Origin of the sequence: Sinorhizobium fredii, assembly GCF_002944405.1 — a bacterium.
In the GTDB taxonomy this organism is placed as follows: domain Bacteria; phylum Pseudomonadota; class Alphaproteobacteria; order Rhizobiales; family Rhizobiaceae; genus Sinorhizobium; species Sinorhizobium fredii_C.
The window spans coordinates 334,128-346,988 of sequence record NZ_CP024308.1 but is presented as its reverse complement, the minus strand read 5'-3'; the positions used below and the strand labels follow the sequence as shown (position 1 = coordinate 346,988).

General features: G+C 59.4%; 9 protein-coding genes and 1 pseudogene. 2 read left to right on the top strand and 8 right to left on the bottom strand.

The window, feature by feature from the left end; all coding sequences use genetic code 11:
- Window positions 1-533: 533 nt before the first annotated feature.
- Window positions 534-1,226: a glutathione S-transferase family protein gene (locus tag NXT3_RS21030; RefSeq protein ID WP_104840287.1), complete on the bottom strand. Its 693-nt coding sequence runs from the start codon at window positions 1,224-1,226 to the stop codon at window positions 534-536.
- A 304-nt stretch (window positions 1,227-1,530) separates the two neighbouring features.
- Here NXT3_RS21030 and NXT3_RS21025 point away from each other — a divergent pair, with 304 nt between their 5' ends.
- Entirely contained in the window at window positions 1,531-2,511 is a 981-nt protein-coding gene (locus NXT3_RS21025; RefSeq protein ID WP_234828134.1) for an AraC family transcriptional regulator, read from the top strand.
- 167 nt (window positions 2,512-2,678) lie between these two features.
- Here NXT3_RS21025 and NXT3_RS21020 read toward each other — a convergent pair whose 3' ends face one another.
- From NXT3_RS21020 to speB, 7 genes and pseudogenes are all read right to left on the bottom strand, one after another.
- Window positions 2,679-4,073: a sensor histidine kinase gene (locus NXT3_RS21020; protein WP_104840285.1), complete on the bottom strand. Its 1,395-nt coding sequence runs from the start codon at window positions 4,071-4,073 to the stop codon at window positions 2,679-2,681.
- A 407-nt stretch (window positions 4,074-4,480) separates the two neighbouring features.
- A complete protein-coding gene (locus NXT3_RS21015) occupies window positions 4,481-5,446 on the bottom strand; it encodes a bile acid:sodium symporter family protein (protein WP_104840284.1) in 966 nt (321 codons plus the stop codon).
- Window positions 5,447-5,461: 15 nt separating this feature from the next.
- Window positions 5,462-6,891 (bottom strand): annotated as a pseudogene (locus tag NXT3_RS21010) (NAD-dependent succinate-semialdehyde dehydrogenase).
- A 22-nt stretch (window positions 6,892-6,913) separates the two neighbouring features.
- Window positions 6,914-8,506 (bottom strand): gamma-glutamyltransferase, encoded by a 1,593-nt coding sequence (gene ggt, locus NXT3_RS21005; RefSeq protein ID WP_104840283.1) that lies wholly within the window; start codon window positions 8,504-8,506, stop codon window positions 6,914-6,916.
- A 10-nt stretch (window positions 8,507-8,516) separates the two neighbouring features.
- Entirely contained in the window at window positions 8,517-9,902 is a 1,386-nt protein-coding gene (locus NXT3_RS21000) for an aspartate aminotransferase family protein (RefSeq protein ID WP_104840282.1), read from the bottom strand.
- Between the two features lie 104 nt (window positions 9,903-10,006).
- Window positions 10,007-10,849 (bottom strand): lysine/arginine/ornithine ABC transporter substrate-binding protein, encoded by an 843-nt coding sequence (locus tag NXT3_RS20995; RefSeq protein WP_104840347.1) that lies wholly within the window; start codon window positions 10,847-10,849, stop codon window positions 10,007-10,009.
- Window positions 10,850-10,902: 53 nt separating this feature from the next.
- On the bottom strand, window positions 10,903-11,970 hold the full coding sequence (gene speB, locus NXT3_RS20990; RefSeq protein WP_104840281.1) for an agmatinase: 1,068 nt from the start codon (window positions 11,968-11,970) through the stop codon (window positions 10,903-10,905).
- A 189-nt stretch (window positions 11,971-12,159) separates the two neighbouring features.
- On the opposite strand from speB, the gene NXT3_RS20985 reads away from it, so the two are divergent.
- Window positions 12,160-12,858 (top strand): GntR family transcriptional regulator, encoded by a 699-nt coding sequence (locus NXT3_RS20985; protein ID WP_104840280.1) that lies wholly within the window; start codon window positions 12,160-12,162, stop codon window positions 12,856-12,858.
- Window positions 12,859-12,861 lie beyond the last annotated feature (3 nt).

Genomic DNA, 12,861 nt, shown 5'->3' with positions numbered 1-12,861 from the left:
CGAACATGCTTAATTCACGTTCGCGAAGGCGGATATCCGTGCTTGCCCGAGCGGGCTGCAATGTCTCTTGTGGGTCAACTCGCGTCATAGCGCGCTTCATTCTGGACGGCAGGAACGGGTCGAGAATTCGCCTTGATCAGCGTTGTCGGTGGGTGGACGACGAAATTCCAGGGCTGGGACGAGGGCCGGCCGCATGCGGACCTCTAAGCGGTCGTCGCCAAGGCGATTGCCGAATGACGTGTTCGGGGCGGGAAGTTGAAGTCCGCTGTCAAGCAGGCTTGTGGCGGTATGCTCCGCTCCGGGTCGCCGCTCGCGTCTGCAGCTTCAAACCTCCGCGTCTCAACGGCCAGAGTAAAACCGGCCATTGGGCGGCGTAAGGGTCGGCCACTTGTGGCGCACGCCTGCCGTCGCCGGGAGGCGTGCTCAAACGACGTCTTAAGCCTGCGGCGCGGTCTTGCCGGATGTTCAGCGTGCCTCCGGGCGCAGCTTGGTGCGAGACGGTATTCTCCGAACCCGGGCGTGAGGCAAGATGCCTATGCGGCACGGGCTGCTGCGGCTTGCGCTATCAATTCCTCGTCCTTGGCCACGCCCCGCTTGAAAGCATCTCGCTCCACCAGTTTGCCGATATAGTCGAGGAACGCCTTGCGCGGAGGTAACGTCTGAAGGCCAAGGCCCCAGCCGATATGCGAGCCGACATAGATGTCCGCAGCTGTGAACCGGTCGCCCGCGATGAAAGGATGCGCCTGCACTGCTTTTTCCAGCTGGTCCAAAGTGCGCTCATAGCTGCCGTAGCCGAAGAAAAATTCCTGTTCGGGAGCGGGCAAAAATCCCGCCCGGTGGTTCGTAACGGCCTGTTCCACCGGTCCCGCAGCGAAGAACATCCAGCGGTAGTACTCGGCACGCTCATCTGCAGTCGGTGCAAGCTCAGCCTCGGGGAACGTCTCGGCGAGGTACGTAATGATTGCGCCGCTCTCTGTTACGGCGCGGCCATCATGCACGAGCGCTGGCACCTTGCCCATGGGATTGATCTCGATGAAGAAGCGAACCAACTCGTCGCTGGGATTGCTCGAAACTGGCCGTTCGAGCGCCGCGCCGCCCCACTCGTCAAATGCGCTGGTCTTTTCGTAATCGAGGACCACCGTTTCGTAGGGTTGGCCCACCTCCTCCAGCATCCAGCGCACGATGCGCCCGCGTGAGTTCGGGTTGGTGTAGAATGTGAGCGTCATGTTCGATCTCCTGATTCGTGGTTGTTCTTATCTGGACCGGTTCGCTGTCGGCTCCAGATATGGTTGCCGCGGGATTTGAGGTTCAGCGCCAGCACCATCGGAGAAGACGATACGAACAGGACGCCGCGCAGGCATTAGCAAGATCCGCCACCGGACTTGCAAAGCGCGCCAAAAGCACTACGGTATACGCCAGGTCGTATGTAAACCGGCGCCTCCACCTGTACTCCGCGCACCAGGCCTCCGACGGCCTGCAATCTCCAAATGGAGTGAAGAGATAACTAAAGTGCGTTCCGACCGATGCAGATTGCCGAGGCCGTTCTGGCAGTCACTTGAACGCCTGGGACTGCGGCCTTCGGCGGTGCTGCGGCAGGCCAGGCTTCCTGCGACGCTGCATCTCGACAATTCCGCCGTCATCAGCACCACACAACTTTTCGCCATCTGGAACGCCATAGAGACGCTGTCCGCAGACCCCGCCTTCAGCATAAGGATGGTGAGCGAGACCAGCACCGCCAATCACAAGCTCGCAATTGTGGTGGCGTCCTACGCCGCCGACTTTCGGGACGCTATAGCGCGGCTGGACCGCTTCAATCGTCTCTGCAGCCCTGACCGTCTTTGTTTCGAAGAGCGCGACGGCAAGGTGGCGGTGACGATCGAGTGGCCTGCCGGCACCGAACCGGAGCCGCCCCTGTCGGTTGACGCAAGCTTTGCCCTTGTGCTGGAACTCGGGCGACGCGGTACTGGCCGTCACCTGCGGCCAATCTCAGTGGAACTGCGGCGACCAAAGCCGGGAACGGACAGACATGCCATTTTCTTCGATTGCCCGATCCATTTCGGGACAGAGCGTGATCGCATGGTGCTGAATGCACCGGATCTCGACCTGCCATTCCCCGGACACAACCCCGAACTGATCCACATGCTGACCCCCGCGCTGGCAGACGCCGTGCGCGAGATCGAGGCACTGGCTACAGTCGGTGAGCAGGTAAAGGGCACCTTGAAACGCACAATGGCCAGTGGTCGCCACGACGTCGCTGCCGTGGCGCGCGATCTGGGCCTGAGCGAACGCACCTTGCAGCGGCGGATTGCGGCGGAAGGCCAGACTTTCCGTGCTCTCCTGACCGAAGCCAGACAGGAACTCGGCCGCCAGCTTCTCTCCGATCTCACGATTGACGTGGAAGAGGTAGCCTACCTGCTCGGATACCAGGACGCCAACTCGTTCTATCGCGCTTTCCGCGAGTGGGAAAACATGACGCCCGGCCACTGGCGTCGGGTCAAGTCTCTTTCGTGACTGCCCTTAGGCAGCGAGGAAGCAGAGATCAACGGCGGGTGGGGCGCACAGCGGTCATTCGTGCAGCGGTGGCGGAAACGACTGGACAGGGTCGTTCTTTGCCTTGGTCGCCGCAGTAAAAGTATGGAAAGCAGGTCATCACCGTTGGGCAAGCAGCAAGCGAAAACCTAATCCTGCAGCTTGAATTCAGCAGCGAACTCGGCGCCGTCAGGATGGAGCGTCAATTCGGACGTGCCGTCCAGGGAATGGCTAAACACTCCCTCCAGCACTTGCGAGCCGTAGCCCTTGCGAGCCGGGGCGGTATCGATTTCGCGGCCGTTCTCCCGCCAGCGAAAACTGATTAGCGTTCCGTTGTCCTTTTTTGGGTGTGCTGTCCAAGTTACCTTCAGCCGGCCTTCGTGCGTGGCCCAGGCACCGTGTTTTACCGCATTGGTGGCCAGTTCATGGATCGCCATGGCGAACGCTTGCGTGGTTTCACGCGACAGGGTTACATCTGGACCGTCAAGCTGGTAGTTTTCTCCCTCATGGCCGCCTTGAGCCTCCAACTCCAGGCGCAGAACTTCGGCCATGCGGACATCGTGCGCAGGTGCGCGCATCAGCAGGTCCTGGGTCCTGGAGAGGGCGCCCAAGCGAGTTGCAAACGTAGCTCGAAAGTCATCAAGCGATTGGCTTTCGCGCAGGCTGCGATTTGCCAGCGCGTTTACGCTCGCCAGGACGTTCTTTACCCGGTGGTGCAACTCGCCCATCAACGTCTGTTGCTGCGCCTCCATTCGACGTTGTTCGGTGACGTCGCGTATCGCCAGCAGAATGAGGTCGAGATGATCGAGACGGCGGCCATTGAGGAGCATGATGCGCCGCCCGATTGTTTCGAAGTCGTGCTCTACCTCGACATCATCAAACGCATTGTTGTCGGGAAGAACATCTTCCAGGAGCTCCCTCAGTTTCGGAATGTCCCATTGCCGGTTTCCAAGTTCGTATACCAGCCGGTCTTCGGTGTCGGCGGCGAAGACCTGAAACAGGTCGTAGAAGGTCTGGTTCGCCCTGATGACTCGCAGATCCCAGCCGAGCACCAGTAGCCCTTCGCGAACGCTGTCGATCAGCTTCTCCAGGAACTCCCGGTGGCCTTCGAGCTCGAACCGGGCCTGCTCGGCTTCCGTTCGATCGGAGACTGTGAGCAGGATCAGTTCCGGGCGCCCGTTATCGGCCGTTATTCTTCGGGCGTTGAGGATCATGACTCGCCTCCCGACATTGGGAAACTTGTGCTCGATCCGGTAGCCTTTCACCATCGAGCGCTCGGGCAGGACCTGCTCCAGGAGCCCGCGCAGCTCGGGAATGTTCCACTGCCCATTGCCCACCCGGTATATCAGCTGGCCGCGCGTCTCCTCGGCCGTGACGCCGAAGGTTTCGCAGTATGCGGAGTTGACGTCGGCGATGGTGAGATTGGAAGTGAGGATCAGCAGCGGCTGATCAAGCGTCTCGACGATGACTTCGGCAAGCCCCGCCAAGCCGAAGCGCTGCCTTGCGTCACCCGCATCCCCCGCGCTGTCGTTCCCATCGATCATGATTTCATAATGTGGCACCTATTCTGCGAGAGTCGAGATAATTCTGGGAAGGCATTAAGATCTTGCGGTTCCTGCCAGAGCTCGTGTGCTGCTCTGGCAGGAAGTACCGGAAATTCCCACCTCTTCCAGTGAATGGCAGCACTGGGTCGAGAATTCCCCTTAATCAGCGCTGCGGGTGGGTCGATCTTCCGGTTCCAATCTGTCGCGGGAGGGTGGAAAGCGGAGCTTGGAGAGCGACCCGCTGAGTGACAGCAATGCGCGGGAGGAGCCGACATTGCCATGCCTCCCGCCTCAAGAACGCGCATTCGCGCTTCGGCGCTCCGCTGGTACCAGCAACTCTCTCCTGGCCGCATCACATCAAAGCGTACGGTGCAGGCGGAGGTCCTCTCATCGCTTTAGGCTTGCCGTCATACGGTTTTGGCGGCAGTGGAATATTTCTGTGAGATGACTGCGCACACCATCAACTGGATCTGGTGGAAAAGCATCAACGGCAGAACGATCGCTCCGATCGACTGCCCGGCGAAGATGACGCCTGCCATCGGTACGCCACTGGCAAGGCTCTTCTTCGATCCACAAAATGTGATGGTGATCTGGTCTGGCCTGTTGAAGCCCATAAGGCGGCTGCCACGCATGGTGAAGGTCAACACAAAGCCGAGCAGTAGCATGTCAAGCCCGACAACGACGGCTATATCTCTCAGCGAGAAGGTTTGCCACAATCCCTCGACGACTGCCTTGCTGAAGGCGACGTAGACAACCATCAGAATGGAACCTCTGTCGACAGGAGTGAGAATCCTCTTCTTCGAGCGTGCCCAATTTCCAATCCACGGCTGTAGGATCTGCCCGGCGACAAATGGCGCGAGCAACTGCAGCAGGATCTTTTCCATGACATCCCAGGAGAACGTGCCATGGCCGCCGACGGAAAAGAGCAAGCCGACGAGAAGAGGCGTCAGGAACATGCCGAGGATATTGGAGGCGGAGGCCGAGCAGATGGCGGCCGGAACATTCCCGCCTGCTATTGACGTAAATGCAATGGATGATTGCACAGTCGACGGCAGGACGCACAGGAAGAGAATACCGAGATAAAGCGGTTGCGGCAGGAGCGAATGGGGAATGAGGCCCAACGCTAGGCCAAGCAATGGGAAAACGGCGAATGTCGTCAGCAGAATGACGAGGTGCAGGCGCCAATGCAGGATGCCGGCAATGACAATATCGGTGGACATCCGCGCGCCATGCAGGAAGAAGAGAAGCGCAATGGCGAGACTTGTGGCAACGCCGAAATGATCCGCGAAACTCCCGCTTGCCGGAAGCAGCGAGGCAAGGACGACGCTACAGACGAGTAGGATCGTGAAAGTATCAGGCAAAAAGCGGCGCATGGTGCTCTCTAGGAATCAAATCGCTTCTGTAACCAGCTTGGTGTTGAAGAAGTTGTCCATCGCCTCTGCTCCACCTTCGGACCCGTAGCCCGAGTCCTTTATGCCGCCAAAGGGAAGCTCCGGCAGCGCCAGCCCATGGTGATTGATTGACATCATTCCGCTCTGTATATCGCGGCTCAGTGCGGCGCTCGTTTTCCCGGATGTCGTATAAGCATAGGCTGCCAAGCCGTAGGGGAGTCGGTTCGCTTCCGTAATGGCGGCTTCATAGGTCGAAAACGGACTCACCACCGCGATCGGGCCGAAAGGCTCCTCGTTCAATATCCGGGCGCTCAGCGGCACATCTGTCAGAACCGTGGGTTTGTAGAAATTTCCGCGGTTGCCGATGCGCTCGCCGCCGGTCGCAATCCTTCCGCCCCGTGAGACGGCATCCGCAGTCAATGATTCCATGGCTTCGAGGCGTCTGCCATTTGCAAGCGGGCCCATGGTCGTGCCCGAATCCAGTCCATTGCCCAACTTGACGGCCTCTGCGGCCTTGACGAAGGACTCGAGAAACCTCGCGTAGATTTTCTCTTGTATGAGGAAGCGGGTCGGGGCAATGCAGACTTGGCCCGCATTGCGGAATTTCGCTCCGGCCAACATCGTGACTGCGAGATCGACGTCGGCATCGTCGAACACCATCGCCGGCGCGTGACCGCCAAGTTCCATCGTCACCCGCTTCATATGGGCACCGGCAAGAGCCGCAAGCTGCTTGCCAACGGAGGTCGATCCCGTGAAGGAGACCTTGCGGATGATCGGGTGCGGAATGATGTGGTTGGAGATGTCGGCGGGAATTCCGAAAACCAGATTGAGTGCGCCGGCCGGCAAATCGGTGTCCGCGAATGCGCGAACAAGTTCTGCGCAACTCGCCGGCGTCTCCTCCGGCCCCTTCAGGATGACGGAACAACCGGCCGCAAGACCGGCCGCTACCTTGCGCACGGCCTGGTTCAACGGAAAATTCCAGGGGCTGAAGGCGGCGACCGGACCGACTGGCTCCTTCACGACGGTCTGCCGAACATTGGCGACACGGGAAGGGACAACACGACCGTATGCCCGCCGCGCCTCCTCGGCAAACCAGTCGATCGTGTCGGCCGCCGCCAGAGTCTCCGCTTTCGACTCCGCGAGCGGCTTTCCCTGTTCGAGAGTCATGATCGTCGCGATCTTTTCAGCCCGTTCGCGCAGTAGCTGGGCAGCCTTGTGCAGCAGTTTAGCGCGCTCAAATGCGCTGATCCGAGACCAGGCCGTGAACCCGGTTGCGGCTGTGGCGAGGGCTTCGTCGAGATCATCCCGCCCGGCATTTGCCACCGTTCCAATGACCTCGTCGGAGGCAGGATTGACGATCGAAAGGCGTTCTTTCGATCCGTCCCGCCAACGCCGATATAGAGTTGCGTTTGCGGATAGTCGGACATCACCTTCTCCGATGCTCTGAAATCAGTACCCCAGGGCGCAGCCATCCTTGCGATGATCAGACGCGCCGAGCAGGGATCCGTGTTGATGATCGATCCACACCGCCTGCGCTCCGCCGATGGCCCATTTCGGTGGGATCACCTGGAAGCCGCGACCCTCGAGGTCTTCGCCGATCGCAGTTCGAATTGCTTCCTCGGCTTCGACCGTCCGGGTGCCGGGGAGGGGGAACAGACGAGGAAGCCCGATCGCGGTTTGGATGTCGATGCCAAAGTCGAACAGCTTCGACAGAAAATGCGCATGTCCCATTGCCTGATAGTGCCCACCCATGACGCCGAATGAGAGGACGGTTTTGCCGTTCCGCGTGACCATTCCCGGAATGATCGTATGCATCGGCCTCTTGCGTGGACCGATCGCATTCGGATGCCCGTCCTTTAGCACGAAGCTCTGGCCGCGGTTGTGGAACAACACCCCCGATTTCGGAGCCATGAGACCGCTACCGTAAGGGTGGAAGATGGAATTTATAAAACTAACGGCATTGCGATCTTTGTCGACCACCGAGATGTAGACGGTGTCGGAGTGCTCGACACCATCGATGAGACCGCCGGCGTCGCAAACCTCGTCCGGTCTGATCATGGAGGCAAGCTCGTCTGCAAGTTCGTCCGACAAAAGAAAATCGATCGGCACGTTTGATGTTGCCGCGTCCGCCAGCCATCGTTCGCGCGCAGCATAGGCAAGCCGGGTTGCCTCGACTTCGATGTGGAGGTTGTCGGCATCGAGAGGATCGCCCGACGGGGTGAAACGCTCCAATATCTTCAGGATCATGAGAGCAATGATGCCTTGCCCATTGGGAGGGCATTCATGAATCGTCCATCCACGATAGCTTGCACTGATGGGCATAACGTATTCCCCCGCGGCGGAGGCGAAATCCTCCAGGGTGTGCAGGCCGCCGCGCGCCTGGAGGTATGAGACCATGTCTTCCGCGACATCGCCCCGATAGAATGCCTCCCGGCCATACTTGCCGATCGCCGACAAAGTCTCGGCAAGCTCCGGCTGACGCTGAACCGACCCGACTGCGGGAGCTTCATCATTGTCGAGGAAAATGCGGCGCGTCGACGAATCGAGCGCCAGCATCGCGCGCTGATGCGAAATGTCGGCAGCAACGCGCGGGGTGATGGCGTAGCCGTCCCGCGCAAGCGCGATCGCCGGCGCCAAGATATCGGCCATTGACATGCGTCCATGATCTGCGACCAACCGCGTCCAGGCATCGACGGCGCCAGGGATGGTTACCGCGTGAGGCGAAGACCGTGTGATCTCTGAGAGACCTTGGTCCGTGAACCACTTGAATTCAGCGGCGGCGGGCGTGCGACCCGAGCCATTATAGGCGATCACCTGGTCGCTGCCGTTGGGAGCCAGCAAGGCGAAGCAATCGCCGCCGATACCTGTGGAGCCGGCTTCAACTACACATTGAACCGCACAGGCCGCCACGGCCGCATCGATGGCCTTGCCGCCGATTTTGAGTATTTCGATGGCGGTCAGGGTTGCCATGGGATGAGAGGTCGCTGCCATGCCGCTGCGGCCAACTGCAATCGAGCGCCCAGGCTGTTCGAAGTTCCGCATGGAATCGTCCTTATGAATAGAGGTTGCTGGCGCGCGCCCACGCATAGGTGTCATCGAGCGCCTTTTCCGAGCGGTCGAACATGTCGTTGATCTGCGTTTCCGTGATGATCAGAGGTGGGCAAAGAGAGTAGTTGTCGCCGATGGCACGCGTGACGACACCGTGCGCTTGTGCTCGCTTGCCGGCATGTATCGCGACGCCGTTCGCCGGATTGAAGGGTTCCTTGGTCTCCTTGTTGCGAACAAGCTCAAGCGTACCGATCAAGCCTCGTCCACGCGCGTTTCCGACGAGCGGATGTTCTGCGAGCGCGCGGAGTCTTCGTTGGAAGAGCGGCGCGACATTCTGGACGTGCCCTACGATGTCTCTTTCCTCGTAGATTTTCAGGGTCTCGAGGGCCACTGCAGTGGCGACCGGGTGACCGCTATAGGTAAAGCCGTGCCCGAAGGTGCCGATCTTCTCGCTCTCGGCGACGATTGCGGCGTGGACTTTCTCGTTGATCATCAGCGCGGAAATCGGCTGGTAAGCCGCCGACAGTTGCTTGGCCATGGAAATCATGTCGGGCTGCATGCCGAAGCTCTCTGAGCCGAACATCGTGCCGAGCCGGCCGAAGCCGCAGATCACCTCATCGGCGATCAGCAAAATATCGTACTTCCGGAGCACAGCCTGGATCTTGTCGTAATAGGTCGGCGGGGGAACGATGCAGCCACCCGACGCCATCAACGGCTCGGCGAAGAAGGCGCCGATCGTGTCCGGTCCCTCAGCAAGGATCAGATTCTCAAGCGATGCAGCGCAACGCGTCGCGAATTCTTCCTCGGTCTCGCCGGAAAGACCATAGCGATAATATTCAGGACAATCGGTATGAAGCACCCCGCCGATCGGCAGATCGAAATCGCGATGGTTGTTCGGCAATCCCGTGAGACTTGCGGAGGCAATTGTCACCCCATGATAGGCACGCCAGCGGGAGATGACCTTCTTCTTTTCCGGTTTGCCGATCGCATTGTGATAGTACCAGACAAGTTTCAGAGCCGTGTCGTTGGCCTCTGAACCCGAATTGGCAAAGAACACTTTCGACATCGGGACCGGAGCAAGGCGGATCAGCCGTTCGGCAAGTTCGATTGCCGTCTCATGCGACTTGCCACCAAAGCTGTGATAGAACGGCAATTCCTGCATTTGCCGCATGGCAGCGTCGACGAGCCGTTGTTCGCTAAAGCCAAGCGAAGCGCAAAACAGACCACCGAGCCCCTCGATGTACTTATTGCCGTCTCTGTCGACGATGTAGATCCCTTCTCCCCCGGAAATCACAAGCGGGCCGTGCTGCAGATGCTGGGACGCATTCGTATAGGGATGAAGGACAAACGCCGCGTCGCGCGCTTCCAGGGAATTGAGAAGAATGGTCACGATAGCTCTCCGGTGGTGTTCCAGGCATGTTCCATGTAGCCGCCGAACTTTTCGAGCGTCCGGCGGCTGTCTTTCTTGTGGATGGGAGGATGGTTTTCGGTCGATTATTCGAGGCCGATCTTCATCCACTTTTTCGAAAGGGTGTTGATCGTCCCATCAGACTTCGCCGCGCGGATCGCCTCGTCAAGCATGGCCTTGAGTTCGGCGTCGTCCTTGCGAACGCCGGCAGCGATACCCTGGCCGAATACCCCGCCGGTGAAGGTCGGGCCGGCGATGGTGTAGTCTTTGAAGTCCTCCTTCGACAGCGTCGCGGTCAGCGATGTCTTCTGCGCTATGACAGCGTCGATGCGACCCGCCTGCAGATCGAGGTCGTGCTGCTCGACGGTCTTGTATTCGCGCGGATCGACGACATCCTTGAAATAAGTATCAAGGAAAGCGACGTTTGCCGTGGAGACCTGAGCGCCAATCGCCTTGCCGTTCAGGGCGTCCCGAAGAGGCTGCAATTCCTGTTCGACCTTCGCTTTGTCGCCCGCAAGATCGATATTCGTTCCGGTGCCGGGGAGACTGGCGAGCGGGCCCGATTTTTCAACCATGAATGCTGCCGCCGTTGGCGCGTAAGGTTCGCTGAAGGAGATGACGGCAAGGCGCTTCTCCGTGACGATCATCGATGCCATGATGACATCGAACTTCTTGGCGATCAGTGAGGGGATAAGCCCGTCCCAGTCCTGCGCGACAATGTTGCATTTGATCTTCATGCGGCCGCAAAGATCATTGGCGAGATCGATCTCAAAACCAGCAAGCTTCCCGTCGGGTCCTGTGAAGTTCCACGGCTCGTAGGCGCCTTCAGTGGCAATGGTGATTTCGGCTGGCTTGCCCTGGGCGTAGGCGCCGCTCGTAGCAGCCGCGCCCAGAACCATGCTGGCGAGTGCAAGTTCGATTGTTCTCATTTTCATTCCCCTTCTTGGTTTGGCGCTCATTATTGAGCGGGACTTGCTTTTGATCAGCGTGATGGCTCGATTTGCCGGAACGCGCGGATCCTTGTCGCCTCTGCGGCAAGGCAGAGGATTTCGAATAAGACCTGAGCGGCGATCTGCGCCGTATTCGTTGTCGGATCGTATTGAGGCGCGACCTCGACGACGTCACCGCCGACAATGTCGAGACCGGATAGGCCGCGAAGGATGCCGAGCGCCTGCGCGGAGGTGAGCCCTCCCACTTCCGGTGTACCGGTGCCTGACGCAAATGCCGGGTCCAAGGCATCCACGTCAAAGCTGACATAGGTCGGGCCGTCGCCCGCGACCGCGCGAGCCTTTTCGATCACGTGTTTGATGCCGAGTTCCTCAACCTCCTCGGCGTGAATGACTGTCATTCCCGAGGCGTAGGAAAACTCCCACAGATATTCGGAATTGCCACGAATACCGATTTGGATCGTCCGGCGGGGATCCAGCACGCCGTCAAGTACGGCTTGCCGGAACGGACCGCCATGATGAAACTTGCAGCCTTCAAACGAGCCGCTCGTATCGCAATGGGCATCGATGTGGATCATGCCCACCGGACGATCGCGGCCGACGGCGCGAAGCAACGGCAGTCCTATGGAGTGATCACCGCCAACCGAGAGCGGCACAACGCCAGCGTCGACCAGGCCGCGAACATACCGCTCGATATCCTCGTGAGAACTAACGAGATCGAAACGGCTGCGAAAAGGGACGTCGCCCACATCTGCGACACGGACGTGCGTGGCGGGGACCGCACGCAACACGTGATCATAGGGCCCTACTCTCTCGACGTTACGAACGGCGCGAGGGCCGAAGCGCGCACCGGGGCGGTTCGTCACGCCCAGATCCAACGGAATGCCGAGGAGCGCCACATCGATATCCGTAAAGGGGGGCGCAGCATCTTGCCGAAGAGGAGCTTTCAGCAATGTCGGAACGCCGCAATAGGGCGCCTGGCGGCGATCGCCTTTGCCGAAGACCTGGTCCGCGACCTTGCGAAACTCGGGGTCGAAAATGTCAGCCCCAGACGCGTTCCCAAATCGGGCACGGAGTTCCTCAAGGCTTAAGATCTCGGGCATGTAAGGTCCTCCATTTTGCCCTTTTTCCCCCTGGGTACTGCCAATTCCCCACATCGACAAAATCCGATTGAATGCTGTGGGCAATGTTGTATACATATCTGTATGCCGCTTGATCTGGCAAGAGGAAAAACGATATCTTTCTTTGCGGTAGTCCGGCTTCGGGGCCGAGGGCTATGAAAGGGGACTGGTTTGACACTCACCAAAAACGAGCCGCGCGCTTCGCTGCGTGAGACGACATATGCTCGACTTAAGGATTTGATCCTCACCGGACAGCTTCGGCCTTCCGAGCGGCTCTCCGAAAACGCTCTCGCCAAGAGGCTTGGAGTAAGCCGCACTCCTCTTCGTGAAGCGTTGATGAAGCTTGAAGAGGAAGGTTTGGTCGTCGGCCAGAGAAACCTCGGCTACACGGTTTCGGACTTGGATATCACCGCGTTCTGCAACCTTCTGGTTGTCAGGGAGGCGCTCGATGTGTGTGCGGCCCGGCTCGCGTGCGTCACGGCGACGGAAGAAGACCTCGATAGGCTCCGCGGCGTCATCGCGCAGATGGTCGAGCTCAAGGAAAGTGCCAACGACACTCCTTCCGATGCGGCCCGAAACCTTGATCTTGGCCTTTACATCCACCGTGTCATTCTGGAGGCGGCTCGCAATGATGCGCTCACTCGATTAAGCGAGCAGGTCTATCAACAGCTGCGGCTGGCGCTTTGGCTCGAGGTTCTGTGGGTGGATCTCGAACATACCGATCTGGATGAGCACCGGGCCATTGCTGATGCCATCTGCGCGCGCGACCCCGAGGCGGCCGAAGCGGCTGCTCGAGCGCATGTTCAGAGCTCACTAAAGAACATGTCGAAACTGCAGCGCATCTGGGCGCATCGACGGGCTATGGATTAACTC

Bases quoted from the DNA above. Each gene is read 5' to 3' on its own strand.
- NXT3_RS21030 (WP_104840287.1), bottom strand. From the start codon at position 1,226: ATGACGCTCACATTCTACACCAACCCGAACTCACGCGGGCGCATCGTG.
- NXT3_RS21015 (WP_104840284.1), bottom strand. From the start codon at position 5,446: ATGCGCCGCTTTTTGCCTGATACTTTCACGATCCTACTCGTCTGTAGC.
- ggt (WP_104840283.1), bottom strand. From the start codon at position 8,506: ATGCGGAACTTCGAACAGCCTGGGCGCTCGATTGCAGTTGGCCGCAGC.
- speB (WP_104840281.1), bottom strand. From the start codon at position 11,970: ATGCCCGAGATCTTAAGCCTTGAGGAACTCCGTGCCCGATTTGGGAAC.
- NXT3_RS20995 (WP_104840347.1), bottom strand. From the start codon at position 10,849: ATGAGAACAATCGAACTTGCACTCGCCAGCATGGTTCTGGGCGCGGCT.
- NXT3_RS21020 (WP_104840285.1), bottom strand. From the start codon at position 4,073: ATGATCGATGGGAACGACAGCGCGGGGGATGCGGGTGACGCAAGGCAG.